This is a genomic window from Burkholderia sp. AU30280, assembly GCF_020420125.1.
Taxonomy (GTDB): Bacteria; Pseudomonadota; Gammaproteobacteria; order Burkholderiales; family Burkholderiaceae; genus Burkholderia.
Window position 1 is genome coordinate 258,789 of record NZ_JAIZRY010000011.1, and the last position, 15,080, is coordinate 273,868.

At 64.7% G+C, this 15,080-nt stretch carries 17 protein-coding genes; 9 read left to right on the plus strand and 8 right to left on the minus strand.

Annotated elements, in window-relative coordinates; all coding sequences use genetic code 11:
• Positions 1 to 17: 17 nt before the first annotated feature.
• On the minus strand, positions 18 to 368 hold the full coding sequence (locus tag LGN17_RS25180; protein WP_175954506.1) for a BON domain-containing protein: 351 nt from the start codon (positions 366 to 368) through the stop codon (positions 18 to 20).
• Positions 369 to 433: 65 nt separating this feature from the next.
• Positions 434 to 598 carry a hypothetical protein gene (locus tag LGN17_RS25185; protein ID WP_226199110.1) on the minus strand — a complete coding sequence of 55 codons (165 nt, stop codon included), beginning with the start codon at positions 596 to 598 and terminating at the stop codon, positions 434 to 436.
• 370 nt (positions 599 to 968) lie between these two features.
• Here LGN17_RS25185 and LGN17_RS25190 point away from each other — a divergent pair, with 370 nt between their 5' ends.
• The 4 genes from LGN17_RS25190 (at position 969) to LGN17_RS25205 (ending at position 5,772) form a co-directional block, all read left to right on the plus strand.
• Positions 969 to 2,501 carry a helix-turn-helix transcriptional regulator gene (locus LGN17_RS25190; protein ID WP_226199111.1) on the plus strand — a complete coding sequence of 511 codons (1,533 nt, stop codon included), beginning with the start codon at positions 969 to 971 and terminating at the stop codon, positions 2,499 to 2,501.
• A gap of 140 nt (positions 2,502 to 2,641) precedes the next feature.
• On the plus strand, positions 2,642 to 2,833 hold the full coding sequence (locus LGN17_RS25195; protein WP_175954499.1) for a CsbD family protein: 192 nt from the start codon (positions 2,642 to 2,644) through the stop codon (positions 2,831 to 2,833).
• 421 nt (positions 2,834 to 3,254) lie between these two features.
• Entirely contained in the window at positions 3,255 to 4,406 is a 1,152-nt protein-coding gene (locus LGN17_RS25200; RefSeq protein ID WP_226199113.1) for a branched-chain amino acid ABC transporter substrate-binding protein, read from the plus strand.
• 193 nt (positions 4,407 to 4,599) lie between these two features.
• On the plus strand, positions 4,600 to 5,772 hold the full coding sequence (locus LGN17_RS25205) for an NAD(P)/FAD-dependent oxidoreductase (protein WP_226199115.1): 1,173 nt from the start codon (positions 4,600 to 4,602) through the stop codon (positions 5,770 to 5,772).
• Between the two features lie 104 nt (positions 5,773 to 5,876).
• Here the strand turns inward: LGN17_RS25205 and LGN17_RS25210 are convergent, their stop codons facing one another.
• Positions 5,877 to 7,058, minus strand: a complete 1,182-nt coding sequence (locus tag LGN17_RS25210) for a serine hydrolase domain-containing protein (protein WP_226199117.1) — start codon at positions 7,056 to 7,058, stop codon at positions 5,877 to 5,879.
• Between the two features lie 324 nt (positions 7,059 to 7,382).
• Here LGN17_RS25210 and LGN17_RS25215 point away from each other — a divergent pair, with 324 nt between their 5' ends.
• Complete coding sequence (locus tag LGN17_RS25215) at positions 7,383 to 8,510, plus strand: aminotransferase class V-fold PLP-dependent enzyme (protein WP_226199143.1); 1,128 nt, start codon at positions 7,383 to 7,385, stop codon at positions 8,508 to 8,510.
• Between the two features lie 177 nt (positions 8,511 to 8,687).
• Positions 8,688 to 9,098: a GNAT family N-acetyltransferase gene (locus LGN17_RS25220; protein WP_226199118.1), complete on the plus strand. Its 411-nt coding sequence runs from the start codon at positions 8,688 to 8,690 to the stop codon at positions 9,096 to 9,098.
• Positions 9,099 to 9,196: 98 nt separating this feature from the next.
• On the opposite strand, the gene LGN17_RS25225 is transcribed toward LGN17_RS25220, so the two are convergent.
• The 4 genes from LGN17_RS25225 to LGN17_RS25240 form a co-directional block, all read right to left on the minus strand.
• Entirely contained in the window at positions 9,197 to 9,745 is a 549-nt protein-coding gene (locus tag LGN17_RS25225) for a 2'-5' RNA ligase family protein (RefSeq protein WP_226199119.1), read from the minus strand.
• An 80-nt stretch (positions 9,746 to 9,825) separates the two neighbouring features.
• Positions 9,826 to 10,392, minus strand: a complete 567-nt coding sequence (locus tag LGN17_RS25230; RefSeq protein ID WP_226199120.1) for a nucleotidyltransferase family protein — start codon at positions 10,390 to 10,392, stop codon at positions 9,826 to 9,828.
• Positions 10,393 to 10,926: 534 nt separating this feature from the next.
• Positions 10,927 to 11,304 (minus strand): hypothetical protein, encoded by a 378-nt coding sequence (locus LGN17_RS25235; protein WP_226199121.1) that lies wholly within the window; start codon positions 11,302 to 11,304, stop codon positions 10,927 to 10,929.
• Between the two features lie 68 nt (positions 11,305 to 11,372).
• On the minus strand, positions 11,373 to 11,831 hold the full coding sequence (locus LGN17_RS25240; RefSeq protein WP_226199122.1) for a GNAT family N-acetyltransferase: 459 nt from the start codon (positions 11,829 to 11,831) through the stop codon (positions 11,373 to 11,375).
• A 268-nt stretch (positions 11,832 to 12,099) separates the two neighbouring features.
• Here LGN17_RS25240 and LGN17_RS25245 point away from each other — a divergent pair, with 268 nt between their 5' ends.
• From LGN17_RS25245 to LGN17_RS25255, 3 genes are all read left to right on the plus strand, one after another.
• On the plus strand, positions 12,100 to 12,966 hold the full coding sequence (locus LGN17_RS25245; RefSeq protein ID WP_226199123.1) for an AraC family transcriptional regulator: 867 nt from the start codon (positions 12,100 to 12,102) through the stop codon (positions 12,964 to 12,966).
• Positions 12,967 to 13,053: 87 nt separating this feature from the next.
• Positions 13,054 to 13,968 (plus strand): alpha/beta hydrolase, encoded by a 915-nt coding sequence (locus tag LGN17_RS25250; RefSeq protein ID WP_226199124.1) that lies wholly within the window; start codon positions 13,054 to 13,056, stop codon positions 13,966 to 13,968.
• 411 nt (positions 13,969 to 14,379) lie between these two features.
• Positions 14,380 to 14,766: a hypothetical protein gene (locus LGN17_RS25255; RefSeq protein ID WP_226199126.1), complete on the plus strand. Its 387-nt coding sequence runs from the start codon at positions 14,380 to 14,382 to the stop codon at positions 14,764 to 14,766.
• Between the two features lie 190 nt (positions 14,767 to 14,956).
• On the opposite strand, the gene LGN17_RS25260 is transcribed toward LGN17_RS25255, so the two are convergent.
• The coding region (locus tag LGN17_RS25260) for a transposase (RefSeq protein ID WP_147299358.1) at positions 14,957 to 15,080 on the minus strand (124 nt) is incomplete at its 5' end.

Here is a 15,080-nt window from a genome sequence, read left to right on the forward strand (position 1 = left end):
CGTGCCGCGCCGGGAGGTCAGGCCTTTGCCTTCAGGCCGGATGCGTCGACGTGCTTCACGCCCTTGACCGCGCGCGATACGGCGATCGCCTTCTTCACGGCGATCTTCGTCGGCAGCACGCCGGTCAGCGTGACGACGCCGTCGACCGTCGTCACGCTGATGTCGACGCTCTTCAGGCCGTCGACGGTGGCCAGCCGGCTCTTCACCTTGGTCGTGATCCACGTGTCGGTGACGGGCTGGTTCGATTCGGCCTTCATGCCGTTGTCGGTCGATGCGTCCTGCGCAACCGCGTTCGTGAGCGGTGCGGCACCGAGCAGGAAAGCCGCGCTGACGGCGAGCAGCGTCGAAAGGTGGCGGGTCTTGTTCATGGATGGGTCCTCCTTCGGGAAAAACGTGTCAAATCCAAATGAGCGATTGCGAGCCGTGTCGTCCGTCACCGGGCGATCGGCGTGTCGTAGCCGGGCTCGCGCGGCGGGGTGTCCGGGCGCGGCACGTCGGGCGGCAGCGGAACCGGCGGATCGGTGCCGGGCGGCGGTTCGGGCGGGCTGTCCGGAGGCGGTTCGGGCCGCGTCGGATCGGGTGTCTGATGCAGCTTCATCGTGCTTCTCCTCTACGGTTCGGAAAGGCAGCGCATGAGCGCCGATGCAGTACCAGCGTACCCACGCGAACGGGCGCCGACATCGCGCAAATTCACCTGATCGGCTAGTGCGTTTGCACGGGGTGTCGTCAAGGGGAGGCGCTGCGCGTGGTGGCGGGGACGCGCGGGAAGCCGGTGCGGCGGATGTCTTGGGGATCGGCGAGGTGCCGCACGGAGCCGGCGCGGCGCGAATGTACTATGACGGATAGTGCATTCGCATCTGTCGCGCACCGGTGCGGCACGCGATCATCGCCACACGCGCCGGCGCGGCGCGTGTCGGCGCAGCGGCAACCGGGCCGGCGGTCATGCAGACGACAGGGACAACCATTCGATGGACGAACAGGTAAACGAACAGGCGCTGAAGTCACATACCGACCGGCGCCAGCTGCACCAGATCATCGCGGGGCTCACCGAGGGCGTGATCCTGATCGAGCCCGACCAGCGGATCGTCTGGGCGAACGAAGCCGCGCTCGCGATGCATGGCGTGACCGAGCTGCAGGCGCTCGGCGCGACCGTCACCGATTACCGCGAGCGCTTCCGGCTGCGCTACCGGAACAACCACCCGGTGCGCGACGGCCACTATCCGATGGATCGCGTGATCGCGGGCGAGGAGTTCAGCGACGTGACGGTCGAAGTCGAATCGGCCGCCGACGAGACCGTGAGCTGGGTCCATCGCATCCGCAGTCTCGTGCTGACGAACGCGGCCGGCGAACCCGACTGCCTCGCGCTCGTGCTGCACGACGCGACGGAATGGGCGAGCGCCGAGGAGCGCTTCGAGCGCACCTTCAACGCGAACCCGGCGCCGGCCGTGATCTGCCGGCTCGCCGACCTGCGCTACGTGAAGGTCAACCAGGGCTTTCTCGACATGACCGGCTACGCGCGCGACGACGTGCTCGGCCGCTCGGTGTACGAGGTCGACGTGCTCGAACAGGCCGAGCGGCGCGAACTCGCGATCGAGCGGCTTGGCGAAGGCGCGACGATTCCGCAGATGGAGGCCGTGCTGAAGCGCGCGGACGGCAGCGCGAAGGCCGTGGTCGTCGCCGGGCAGCCGATCGACATGAACGACGAGGCCTGCATGCTGTTCACGTTCATGGATCTCGAGCCGCGCAAGCAGGCCGAGCGCGCGCTGCGGCAGAGCGAGGAACGCTTCGCGACGGCGTTCCGGATGGCGCCGGTCGCCACCGCGATCGTCACGGCCGAGCGCTTCGAATTGCTCGACGTGAACGATGCGTTCGCCACGATGACGGGCCATGCGCAGGACGACCTGCTCGGCAAATCCGCGGACGAGATCGGGCTGTGGGCCGAACGCGGCGCGTGGCAGCGCATCGAAGGCCGGCTCGCGCGCGACGGCAACGTGCGCAACGCCGACGTGCAGATTCGCACGCGCGAAGGCGATGTGCGCGATTGCGTCGTGTCGGCCGACCCGGTCGCGATACACGGGCGCGACTGCCTGCTCGTCGCGCTGCTCGACATCAGCGATCGCAAGCGCACGGAGATGGAGCTCGTCTACGCGATCGAAACGGCGATGCAGGATGCGTCATGGTTCAGCCGCACGCTGATCGAGAAGCTCGCGAACGTGCGGCGCGCGAATGCGCCGGATGCGGGCGCCCAACTGTCGGACCTGACCGCGCGCGAGCGCGACGTGTTCGACCTGCTGTGCCACGGCCTGGCCGACAAGGAAATCGCCGGCCGCCTCGGGCTCGCGCCGAACACCGTGCGCAATCACGTCGCGACGATCTACGCGAAGCTCGACGTGCACAGCCGCGGCGAGGCGATCGTGTGGGCGCGCGAACGCGGGATCGTCGGCGCGGCCGACGCGAATGGCGCGCGCGGCGAGAAGGGTGGCGAAAAGGGCAAGGACTGACGCCGTCGGTACGAATGCACCATGTGCGCTGGTGCATCCGCATCTGCCGCGCGCGGCGCCCGCTTGCGATCCTGTCCATTCGGCGGTGCGGCGCTGGCCGTTACATCGCCGGTTCTCCCCAACCATCGCAGGAGACGACCATGGACAGGAATCGCATCGAAGGCAGGCTCAAGCAGGTCAAGGGTTCGGTCAAGGAAGCGCTCGGCAAGGTGACGGGCGACCGCAAGACGGAAGCGGAAGGCGTCGCCGAACAGCAGGCCGGCAGGATTCAGGAGCAGGCCGGCGAGGCGGCCGATGCGGTGCGCAAGCAGACGGGCACCGATCGGCGCTGACCGATGACGCGGCGCCGCGGGCGCCGCGCTGGCCGGCCGGGCCGTCATCGCAATGGTGATGAGCCGCCGGCATGACCGCCGCCGGCCTTGATGGACGGGCGCCGGCGTGGCGTCCCACGGCAACTGTCGACCCACGGCCCACCGTTGCGCGGGCCGCGGCCCGGCCGCGAACGCGGAACTTGATGACAAATCCTCACAACGTAGTTCCGAATTTTCGTTTGCTGCACGGGTATTGGCTATCCACAATCCATTCACCTCTTTCGCGATGAAAGGCTCTTCGGAGACGGAGCCGCGGCGATCGACCGGCCGGTTTGCGGGCATCGCATGACGCCCCGGCGGCGGACGAGATGACCGGCACGCGGGAGGTTGCCGACGCGCGGCGGTCGCGCGTTGCATCCCGGCCCCCAGAACAAGGATTGTCATGACGTTCCGCATTCGTTCGCTTTCCGGCGTCGCATTGACTGCCGCGATCCTCGCGCTCCAGACCGGCGCGGTTCATGCGCAGGAGACGGTCGTCAAGGTCGGCGTGGCCGGCCCGCTGACGGGCGGTGGCGCCGCGTACGGCAAGGACATCGAGAACGGCGTGCGCATGGCCGTCGACGAAGCGAATGCCGCGCATACGACGGTCGGCGGCAAGCCCGTGAAGTTCGTCGTCGCGTCGCAGGACGACCAGAGCGATCCGCGCACCGGCGTGCAGGCCGCGCAGCAGCTCGCGGACGCGCAGGTGGCCGTCGTGATCGGCCACTTCAATTCCGGCACGACGCTGCCCGCATCGAAGATCTACGCGAAAGCCGGCATTCCGATGATCACGCCGTCGGCGACCAATCCCGACATCACGCGCGCCGGTCTCGGCACCGTGTACCGCGTGATCGCGACCGACACGCAGAACGCCGGCAACGCAGGCGCCTATGCGGCGAGCGTGACCCGGGCGAAGCGCATCGCGATCATCGACGACCGCACCGCGTTCGGCCAGGGCGAAGCCGACGAATTCGAGAAGGCCGTGAAGGCGAACGGCGGCACGATCGTCGCGCGCGAATTCACGAACGACAAGGCGGTGGACTTCAGCGCGCAGCTCACGAAGATCAAGAGCACCCAGGCCGATCTGGTGTTCTTCGGCGGGCTTGACGCACAGGCCGCGATGCTCGTGAAGCGCATGCGCCAGCTCGGCATCCGCGCGCAGTTCCTCGCGGGCGGCGGCGTGATGAACGCGAACTTCATCAGGCTGGCCGGCAATGCGGCGGAAGGCGCGGCCGTGTGGGAATACGGGCAGCCGCTGTCGCGCCTCGCGAAGGGCAAGGAGTTCGAAACGAAATTCAAGCAGAAGTATGGCGTCGACATGCTCGCGTATGCGCCGTTCGCGTACGACGCGACGTGGATCGCAATCAATGCGATGCAGAAGGCGAACTCGACGAAGCCGGCCGATTTCAACGGCGCGCTGAAGGGCACGCGCTACGACGGCATCACGGGCACGATCGCGTTCACGAACACGGGCGACCTGAAGAACCCGAGCTCGACGCTGTATGAAGTGAAGAACGCTGCGTGGCAGCCCGTCACGACGAAATCGGCGGATTGAACGCACCACGCGCGCGGACTTTCGCGGCGATGCCGGACGTGCTGAAATGCCGTCAGCGACCGGTTGCGCCCGCAGCGCACGCCGGTGTTGCAGCCGCACGAGCCTGCCCGCGCGACGCCGCGCGTGACGCGGCACGAACAACCCACGGGCGCGGCCGGCTGGCCGCGCCCAACATGTGCAACTGGAGTCAGTCGTGAGTTCTCAAGTCGTCATCGTCGGCGGAGGTGTGATCGGCAGCTCGATCGCCTATTTCCTGCGCGCCACCGATCCCACGGTTTCCGTGACCGTCATCGAGCGCGACCCCACCTATGCGCGCTCGTCGTCGGCGCTGTCGGCCGCGTCGATTCGCCAGCAGTTCTCGACGCCGCTGTCGATCGAGATGTCGCTGTTCGGCATCGACTTCCTGCGCACGATCGGCGAACGGCTCGAAGTGGACGGCCACCGGCCGTCGATCGACCTGCACGAAGGCGGCTACCTGTTCCTCGCGACGCCGGCCGGCGATGCGACGCTGCGCGAGAACCATGCGTTGCAGACGAGCCTCGGCGCGGACATCCGGCTGATGGATCGCGATGCGCTGCGCGCGAAGTTTCCGTGGCTGAACGTCGACGATCTCGTGTCCGGCGCGTATGGCGTGAGCGGTGAAGGCTGGTTCGACGGCTACGGGCTCGTGCAGGCGCTGCGCAAGAAGGCGCAGGCGCTCGGCGCGCGTTATGTGGCGGCCGATGTGAAGTCGGTCGAGCGCGACGGGCGCAAGATCACGCAGGTCGTGACGGGCGACGGCGAGCGTTATGCGTGCGACACGCTGGTCAACGCGGCCGGTGCGTGGACGCGCACGCTGTCGTCGATGATGGGCATCGACATTCCCGTGTATGCGCGGCGCCGCAGCATCTTCAACGTGTCGTCGCCGGCGAAGCTCACGGATTGCCCGCTGCTGATCGATCCGACCGGCGTGTATTTCCGGCCGGAAGGGCGCACGTATATCTGCGGGACGTCGCCCAGCCCGGATCGCGACCCGGACGACCTGCCGCTCGACGAAGTCGATCACGACCTGTTCGACGAGGTGATCTGGCCGACGCTCGCGAATCGCGTGCCGGAGTTCGAGGCATTGCGCGTGGAGAACTGCTGGTCCGGGTACTACGAGTACAACGTGTTCGACCACAACGCGATCATCGGGTATCACCCGGAACTCGACAACGTCGTGTTCGCGAACGGCTACAGCGGCCACGGGCTGCAGCAAGGGCCGGCGACGGGGCGCGGCGTCAGTGAACTCATTCTGGGCGGGCGTTACGACACGCTCGACCTGTCGACGCTCGGCTGGTCGCGCGTGCTGGAAAACCGGCCGATCGTCGAAAAGAACGTCGTGTAGCGCGGCGTAATCCGCCCGGTGTGGTGGGCGGGATTCTCCTTGTGTCTCGACTCATTGGCCCGACCGTGTCGGGCCTTTTTTTGTTGCGCGTGTCGTGGCGCGTGTCAGCCTGCGCCGTAGACCGCGTCGCGCAGATCGAGCGTGTACTGGCCGTTCATTCCTTCGTAGAGCGTGTTCGACAGCGACACGACGGTGAGCCCGCGGGCGCGGTCGACGAACCACGAATGGCCATAGACGCCGCCCCAGCGCCAGGTGCCCACGGACTCCGGCGACGCGGCCGCTTGCGGGTCGCGCAACACCGAAAACCCGATCCCGAAACCCGCGCCGGGCAGGTCGGGCAACTCGAGGTTGCCGGTGTGGACGCGCCCCATCTCGTCGACCAGGTCGGCCGGCAGCAGCGTGCCGCCGCCCGCCCGCAGCGTGTCGAGCACGTTCAGCACGTCGCCGGCGGTGCCGACCATCCCGGCGCCGCCCGACGCGAACGCTCCCGGGTCGAGCGCGCGCGACGGCGAGTACGTCACGCCGACGGTTCCTTCGAAGATGGGCACGGTTTCGCCCTCGGCGAGCCGGTGCGGCTGCGGCGTGTCGTTGACGTAGGGCGTCGCGAGCCGCGCGGCGTCGCGTGCGACGAATCCCGTGTCGCGAATGCCGAGCGGGCGGAGCACCAGCGCATCGATTGCATCGGCGAGCGGCAGCCCGCTGACGGCCTCGATGACCGCGCCGACCACGTCGATGGAGATCGAATAGTTCCAGCCGGTGCCGGGTGCGTACTGCAACGGCACGCTTGCGATCCTGCGCATGTTTTCGGCGAGCGTGATCGATGCGCCATCGAGCCCGTCGGAGACGTCCGCTCGTGCATACGCGCACATCGCGTCGGCTTCCGCGTAGCGATAGCCGAGGCCGGCGGTGTGCGTGAGCAGGTGACGCACCCGGATCACCGGCACGCTGCCGTCACGCAGTGCCGGACGGAACTCGGGAAGCCAGCGCGTGACGTCGTCGTCAAGCGACAGCTTGTGCTGTGCAACGAGCGCCATGGCGGCCGCCGAGACGATCGGCTTCGTCACCGACGCGAGCCTGAACAGCGTGTCCTCCTGCATCGGCGTGCGCGCTTCGCGGTCGGCGAATCCGGCTGCGCGGCGATAGACGAGTTCGCCGTCGCGTGCGACCAGGACGACCACGCCGACGAGGCGTTGCGTTTCGAGTTGGCGGGACAGTACCGCATCGACGCGCTCGGCGAGCGCGGGATCGGCCGACGGCTGCCGTGATGATGCTCGGTTGGGGATCATCGAAGACTCTGTCGTGAAGGGGGGAGTCGACATGGTAGGCGGCACGCGGCGAAAGTGCCATTTGTCCATACATGGAACAGGGCTTCGAGGGCTTCGTGTGCTGCAACGGTCGGCGTGGACGGCCACGGGGCGGGCGGTTCAGACGGGGGCGCCCACGTCGGGCATGCGCCGGGCGGCCGACAAAATATGCGCCAAGCGGCGTGCGGTGTTCGTTAGAATCTGCTTTCGTCGAGACAATAACGCAATTGCATGGGTGCAGCGCGGTATCGCATGACGGACACTGCTTGCCCAGATTCCATCGTTCATCTTTCACCGGAGGCGAGCATGCCAGGATTACTTCCCGATGTTGACCGCGAGGGGCTCCTCGAATATTCGGTGGTGTACACCGATCGCTCGGTCAACCATATGTCGCAGCGCTTCCAGGGCGTCATGCGCGACATCTCCGGCACGCTGAAGAAAGTCTACAACGCGAAGTCCGTCGTGATCGTCCCCGGCAGCGGGACGTTCGGCATGGAAGCCGTCGCGCGGCAGTTCGCAACGAACAGGAAGTGCCTGGTCATCCGCAATGGCTGGTTCAGCTTCCGCTGGTCGCAGATCTTCGACATGGGCAGCATTCCGTCCGAAACGACGGTGCTGAAGGCGCGCCCGGTCGAAGCGGGACGGCAGGCCGCATACGCGCCGGCCCCGATCGACGAAGTGGTCGCGGCGATCAAGGAACACAAGCCGGATCTGGTCTTTGCGCCGCACGTCGAAACCGCGTCCGGGATGATGCTGCCCGACGGGTATCTGCGCGCGGTGGCGGATGTCGTGCATGCGGTCGGCGGGATGTTCGTGCTGGATTGCATCGCGTCCGGCACGGTGTGGGTCGACATGCAGGCGAGCGGCGTCGATATCCTGATCAGCGCGCCGCAGAAAGGCTGGAGCGCGTCGCCGTGCTGCGCGATGGTCATGCTCGGCGCGCTGGCCCGCGAACGCATCGATGGCACGACCAGCACCAGCTTCGCGTGCGATCTGCGCAAGTGGCTGCAGATCATGGAAGCCTATGAGGGCGGCGGGTTCGCGTACCACGCGACGATGCCGACGGACAGTCTCACGACGCTTCGGGATGTGATGAAGGAAACCGAGGCGTACGGCTTCGACAAGGTGAAAGAGGAGCAGCTCGAGCTGGGCAAGCGCATTCGTGCGCTGCTGGCTGAAAAGGGTTTCCGGAGTGTGGCGGCGCCAGGGTTCGAGGCGCCGGGTGTCGTGGTCAGTTATACGGACGATGACGGGATCCGGACCGGGAAGAAGTTTGCCGACGTTGGCTTGCAGATCGCGGCTGGCGTTCCGTTGCAATGTGACGAGGGGGAGGATTTCAAGACCTTCCGCCTCGGGTTGTTCGGTCTCGACAAGCTGCATGATGTCGATGGGGCGGTTGCGCGGTTTGCGGACGCGCTGGATCGGATTCTTTAAGGCGTTTTGCGGGTTTGGCGAGGCAGTGGATGGTGGGTGGCCGCGCCAGCGGTCCATCGCCTCGCCGGATTCATGGTCATGGTCTTGTCCGATGCGCGCGTTCGGGTGCCGGGTTCGAGGTACGCATGCGCGGCGAGGTCGGTTCCTCCGCCTGTACGGCTAACCTGAAGGGTTCGCATGGCATACGTCGTTCGACAGGAAGTCCCGTCGGTATCTGCATATATCGACATTCGTCTTGCCGCGGGGTTGAGCAGAAAGTCGGAGCAGGCCGCGACGATCGGGTTGAGGAATGGCCTGTTCAGTGTCGTAGCGTATTGCGACGGCGTCCCGGTCGGAATTGGCCGGGTAATCGGCGACGGCGGCTGTTTCTTCGAGATCGTCGATATCGCGGTATTGCCTGCTCACCAGAAGAAAGGCGTGGGCGACCAGATCATGCGGGCGCTCATGGGCTACATTCACGAGCATGCGCCGCCGACTGCCTATGTCAGCCTGATGGCGGATCACGGGACGCCGAAGTTCTACGCGCGCTACGGGTTTCAACCGTCGCTGTTGCCTGAGAAAGCGGGGATGTTCCTGCGGATTACGTAACGTGCGGGATGCGTGAGTCGCGATACGGGCCTGGGGCGGAATTCGTTGTCCTGCACGAGCCGTTCGCTCCGGACGAGCCGGACGTCCGGCACGGTAGTTCAACTATCGAGACCGGACTGTGGCGCCTTGCTCTTCGGAAGATCAATGACATGCATCCGCTTCCAGCGACCAGACGAATTTTCCAATAGCGCCACGGAGTTGCAGCACGTTCGAATCGCCTGCCGGGCAGACAGCCGACGTTCGAGCTCAACGGCGGCAAAATGTGCTGTCGCAGCGTCCCCGTGCGCGACAGTCAAATGTGGAACGACGCCATCGTGTGCACCGCCGTAAGGGCGGAACCTGGGGAATCGCTCGACCAGTGCAGTTGTCAAGGCGACGAACGGGGCTGGCGGATCGGGCGAAAGGTAGGTGGTAACCGCGAACCGCCCGACCTTCGTCAACGAAAACTCGAACGACTGCACAACACTCAGTGCGCTTTCTGCCTGATGAAGTACATCGGGTGTAATTTCGTCAGGCGGCATGAAAGGAAACAGAACGGTGATATGCGCCGGAACGCCCAAGTTGCAGTTAGCATCAAACCGGCTCCGGAGGTCCGCTACCGCTGATTCGGCCGCGGCAACCTCAACGACGAACGCTGTTGTGAACACTCGGGAAATCCTTTCGCGTCTATTGACGGTTTATGGGCGACTTATGTCGGCAACCCTTCCCTTCACAGCCGGTGGTTTTTCTAAGCGATGACGGTAATTCGGGGCCAGCGGTCCGTGTATCTTTTCTGCTCGATTCGCCGATGGTAGGTATCAATGCTGACGCGCGCTGGATTGCGTCGTACGACCATGGAAAAGAGGTCGTCGAGTCCGTATGGTGCGCAGACTTCAATCGTCCCGTCCCTGAGCAAAGTCAGTCCTACCGCCGTTGCGTATTCCGGCCACGATGCAACGGCTTCGGCCAGTGAACGGAGGGGGAGCACTGGGTGCCCAAATGTGCTCTCGAACCAAAGATGAACAGCGGCCTGATTCGTGACCTCCCACGGAATGTCGGGACGCTGCGCCGTGAGGCCGCGCCGGATTTCCGCATCGCGCGTCGGCGACAAATCGGACGGGTCGAAGTAGGCCACATCGACGTCAGCGGATCGTGTCGGAGCCGCATATCCGTGCAGCGAGTCCCAGACCAGATTGCGAATGGCCCCAGCGCCGATACACCAGGACTCGAGGCCCATGGTACGTACCGCGGACAGCGCAGACATACACCAGGATGACTGTCGTGCTATTTCAACCAGTCTTTCATGGGGTTTCATCGTGGATTGACCTGCCCTGAACGAACGGGACAGGAGAGATTGTCATGGAATCCGGTTGCGTCGTCGAGTGGCCGGTATCGGGGCGGCGTCGGTCCGGCGGGTTCCGACCCATTGCGGTCCTTAGATGATTCTCGAAGCGGCCGTTCGATGCGCCATGCGAACCCCCTGCAGATTTAAATTTTACCTGTCTTGTTCCGGCTTGAAGAACCGGGCCTCGAACACGTCTTTGGTCTCCCTCACCAAGATTTTTCGTCCGCAGTTCCAGCATGTAAGTAGAAGTTCGGACCGCCGAGCGAGATCAGCGATCAGGTCGTCCGCGCCTTTTGCGACATGATCCTCATCGAGGAAGCCTTCCCTCGCGAGCAGAGATATGCTTGTTCCGCAAAACAGGTTTCGTGAACGAATTGATCACACTTGCATCGGCTCCATGAGCCCACTTCTTATTCCCCTCGCGTCTAAAAGCCGCGTCTAAATAATGTGCAGTAGGCATTTCTGACTGCCCTTCGCCTGTCTGTCCTTATTTTGACGATACATTCAGTTGCGCTCGTGTGGATTCAATTCCAGCAGTTGTCGTGCTAGCCGACCGGTGATCATCAGGCCGCATTTGCCGCAAACTCCGTTGTCGGTTTCCTTGCCGCAGGAAGGGCAAAACCACCGTCCCAGCCTGAACTGCGCCGACTTGCAAGTTAAAGAGGGGCCTTTCAGCGCAAGCGTCTCGAATTGCTCCCGAACAGCGGCGCTAAAAAGCGCCCCCGACAAGGAACACCGGAGCTCTCCGCCGGTCGTTTCAACGAGATCGGCGGAACAGTATGGACAGTGCATAAGCTTTAACGTGTGGTCTCGGTGCTTGTCGATGATTCCGGGCTTCGTGTCGAACGGCCGCATTTGGCGTTTGCCCACGAAAGCCCTCATCGTTTCCGACTCCGAGCAATCCTTCAATCTTGCCGACGACGGACAAGACAAATGATGCGAGCCGAAAGTTACCGCATCAAGCAATACAAAACATCGGGACAACCTTCCTCATTCCTGCTTCCATCGCCGTATGCAACTGCAACGAACCCATGCCGTTCATAAAACGCGGCAGCATCGCGATTCATCTGGAACGTATGGAGCTGGAGCCTGCCGACCGTCTGCGACTTCACTGATTCCAGGAGGGAAGAACCAATCCCGCGTCGCTTGAATTCGGGGCATACATACAACTGGTCAAGCCACGCCACGCCGTCGGCGATGACGTGTGCGGCCATGCCGACGATGCGCCGATCGTTCACGGCAACGGTAACGTTGCCCGAAGGCACGAGGATGTTGGCAATCCAATCGCGGACGGCGGCTTCGGAATGCGCGAGCGGCGCGTAGGATGCCAGCGTGTTGCGCGACCGGAGATAGACTTCGGCTACCTCCGCGGCATCGGCCGCAATCGCTCGACGCAAGATCAAGGGCATGTATCTCCCGCTCCGAAATCTTCAAAAGGTGCTCAACGATAGCAGCACGGAACAGAACTTCCAAGATCGCGCGGACTGCGCTGAAACCGGCGAGACCGGAAGTTCAACGCGACCTATCGAGTGCGCGGTACAGCGAATCGACAGCGCGATCTCGTGACCGATTCGCTGCTTCATTCCGCGATCCCCGGGATTCGACATTCTCGTATCATCTGTCCGATTCGCCGGGACCGCATGACCTGGCGATTCCGCACAAACGAGAGGACGAGCGATGAAGGTCGAAGGGCGCGGCCACGGCACAGCGATCGAGCAAAACACGGCGGCAGAGCCAAAGCGTGACGGTATCGCACGCGTGACGAAGAGCACCGACCCGCGCGACTACCAGCATGCACCCGGTATCGCCGCCGTCATGCCGAAAGCATTTCCCGACGGTTTCGTCGTCCCGGAGCATCGGCATCGACGCGCACAACTCGTCTACACCACGACGGGCATCGCCGAAGTCATCGCGTGCCGGTCGCTCTGGATGATCCCGCCGCATCGCGCACTGTGGATTCCGCCCGACCTGCCGCACGCGATGCGCGCCCACGGGCCGCTCGAATTGCGCACCGCCTACGTCGACCCGCGCGCATACCGATCGGCAACCCCGATTCAGCCGAGCCTCGTCAACGTGTCGCCGCTGCTGCGTGAGTTGATCGTGCGCGCGTCGTCGTTCCCGGTCGAGATCCATCCCGACGGACGCGACGATCTCGTCATCCAGCTGATGCTGGCCGAAATCGAGTGGTCCCCCGAGCAGCCCCTGCGGCTGCCGTCCGGCCAGGACCGGCGTCTTGCCCGCGTCTGCGACGCGATTCTGGCGAATCCGGCCGAGCCGCGAACGCTGGCGGAATGGGCCGATGAAGTCGGTGCGTCGAGCCGGACACTGGCCCGGCTTTTCACTGCCGAAACCGGGCTTTCGTTCAGCCAGTGGCGCCAGCAGGCCCGGGTTTCGGCCGCGCGCCCGCTGCTGGCGTCGGGGCGCTCGGTGATCGCCGTCGCGGCCGAACTCGGCTACGAAACCGCGAGTGCCTTCTCGACCGTGTTTCGCCGGTTTGCCGGCATGACGCCCAGCGCTTACGCGAAACTGTCCGATTCCGCGTAGCACTCGTCTTTCCAGCAAACGCAGGGCGTGGCGCCCACGCTTATCGTGTCGGTCATCGAACCCACTGACCGAACGAGGTAAGCCGACATGACACGACACGACATCGAATTCCTGTCCGAAGCCGCCACACTGCGAGGCTGGTACTACGAGCCGGCGCAGCGCATCGCCGATACGGCAACGTATCCGGCCATCGTGATGGCGCACGGTTTCTCCGGCGTGAAGGAACAATATCTGGACCGCTACGCCGAGGTGTTCGCCGCCAGCGGTTTCGGCGTGCTGCTCTACGATCACCGGAATTTCGGCGCGAGCGACGGGTATCCGCGTCAGGAGATCGACCCGGTGCAACAGAAGCGCGGCTATCGCGATGCGATCAGCTATCTGCTCACCCGCCCCGACGTCGACGCCGCCCGCATCGGCATCTGGGGCACCAGTTACAGCGGCGGCCACGTGCTCGAAGTCGCGGCGATCGACCGGCGTGTCAAATGCGTGGTGTCGCAGGTGCCGACGATCAGCGGTTATCAGTCGGCATTGCGCCGTACGCGTTCCGATCTGGTGCCGGCGATGCTGGCTCGCTTCGCTGAAGATCGCAGGCAGCGCTTCGCGGGCGGCCCGCCGGCGATGTTGCCGGCAGTGAGTGCCGATCCCGCGACAGCCTGTGCGATGGCCGGTGCGGATGCGTACCGGTTCTTCACCGAGTCGGCGGCGCGGTGTGCGCCGAACTGGAAAAACGAAGTGACGTTGCGCAGCGCCGAGCTGTCGCGCGAGAACGAGCCGGGCCAGTATGTCGATCGCATCTCGCCCACGCCGTTGCTGATGATCGTGGCCGACCAGGATCTGCTGACGCCCACCGACCTGTGCCTCAACGCATGGGAGAGCGCGCTGGAGCCGAAGCGCTTGCTCTTGCTCGAGGGCGGACATTTCACGCCGTATATCGAGCACTTCGATGCAACCAGCCAGGCGGCGGTGGAATGGTTCACGCTGCATCTGTCTGGCGCGTGTTGATCGGGCTCATTGCAGGGCGTGCGTGCGGCATCCGGGGCTTACGCGAATGGCAACGCCGCTGGCTTTGACGGCGACTGCGTTTGCAGGGCAAATGGAAGGTTGAAGCGACGCCGGCGAACGACGCGCGGAGCCGAGTCGTCACATGGGCTCGCGGACGATGCGTCACCACTTGGCCGCACACGACAGCGGCCGAGGCTTCGACCGAGGCTTCGTCATATGGAGTAATAGCTGTAATTTGGCCTGAAATTTTCTTTCGGGCGGCTCGGGCTAGACTGGCCTCGCCTTGATACCCCCCCAAGGTGTTGTTGTGTTCTCGGTTGGGCCCGCGCTCCGGTGCGGGCCAATTTTTCGGGTGGGCGCCACCGGCGGCCGAACGATCGCCGACCGGATGCACATTGGAGGAAACCTAACGTGACAGTACGCCCGACAGTCCGCGATGCCGGTTCGCTCGTGCGGATCGCCGCGTTGAGCGCGGCGGCGGCCGCCGCGATGGTGTCTGCCGTGCCGCTGGCGTTCGCGCAAGCCAGCGAACCGGTGACCAGCAGCGTGTTCGTGCACCGGTCTTACGATACGGGCAATAGCGCGATCAATGACAACTTCCAGTACATCGCGCATCCGCCGATACAGCCGGTTGCCGCGAGCGCGCCGCCGGTCGCGCGTGGCGCGCACCGCGGCCGCCGCGGACAGACGGGCACCACGAATACAGCCGGCGCAACGGGCAGCGGGTCGAACAGCGCGGCCATTCCTTTGCCGACGATGCCGGCGGACGGTTCATCCGGCACGCCGGTTGCGCAGTAGCCGTTTCTTTCCGAATCCTTCCAGGCAAGCCTGTCGATCGACGATCGGTTGCAACGCCGTGCCCGGTGGTCGGCTATCGCCAGGATCACGATGACGTCAGGTCGTACGGTGTGACCGCTCGATGAGGGGTGAGCGGGATCTCTCCTTGTATCTCGCTCGTTGGCCCGACTGTGTCGGGCTTTTTTGGGGTTCAACGCGGAATTCCGGGGAACGCGGCGCGGATCTTGAGGAAGAAATACTCCTCGTCGCGATAGCCGTAGGCCCTGCGCTTGATGACCTTGATGGTGTTGTTGATGCCTTCGACAACGCTGGTA

Coding starts and splice junctions, on each gene's coding strand:
- LGN17_RS25200 (WP_226199113.1), top strand. CDS start 3,255: ATGACGTTCCGCATTCGTTCGCTTTCCGGCGTCGCATTGACTGCCGCG.
- LGN17_RS25215 (WP_226199143.1), top strand. CDS start 7,383: ATGCCAGGATTACTTCCCGATGTTGACCGCGAGGGGCTCCTCGAATAT.
- LGN17_RS25210 (WP_226199117.1), bottom strand. CDS start 7,058: ATGATCCCCAACCGAGCATCATCACGGCAGCCGTCGGCCGATCCCGCG.
- LGN17_RS25190 (WP_226199111.1), top strand. CDS start 969: ATGGACGAACAGGTAAACGAACAGGCGCTGAAGTCACATACCGACCGG.
- LGN17_RS25245 (WP_226199123.1), top strand. CDS start 12,100: ATGAAGGTCGAAGGGCGCGGCCACGGCACAGCGATCGAGCAAAACACG.
- LGN17_RS25250 (WP_226199124.1), top strand. CDS start 13,054: ATGACACGACACGACATCGAATTCCTGTCCGAAGCCGCCACACTGCGA.
- LGN17_RS25185 (WP_226199110.1), bottom strand. CDS start 598: ATGAAGCTGCATCAGACACCCGATCCGACGCGGCCCGAACCGCCTCCG.
- LGN17_RS25195 (WP_175954499.1), top strand. CDS start 2,642: ATGGACAGGAATCGCATCGAAGGCAGGCTCAAGCAGGTCAAGGGTTCG.
- LGN17_RS25240 (WP_226199122.1), bottom strand. CDS start 11,831: ATGCCCTTGATCTTGCGTCGAGCGATTGCGGCCGATGCCGCGGAGGTA.
- LGN17_RS25235 (WP_226199121.1), bottom strand. CDS start 11,304: ATGAGGGCTTTCGTGGGCAAACGCCAAATGCGGCCGTTCGACACGAAG.
- LGN17_RS25180 (WP_175954506.1), bottom strand. CDS start 368: ATGAACAAGACCCGCCACCTTTCGACGCTGCTCGCCGTCAGCGCGGCT.
- LGN17_RS25220 (WP_226199118.1), top strand. CDS start 8,688: ATGGCATACGTCGTTCGACAGGAAGTCCCGTCGGTATCTGCATATATC.
- LGN17_RS25230 (WP_226199120.1), bottom strand. CDS start 10,392: ATGAAACCCCATGAAAGACTGGTTGAAATAGCACGACAGTCATCCTGG.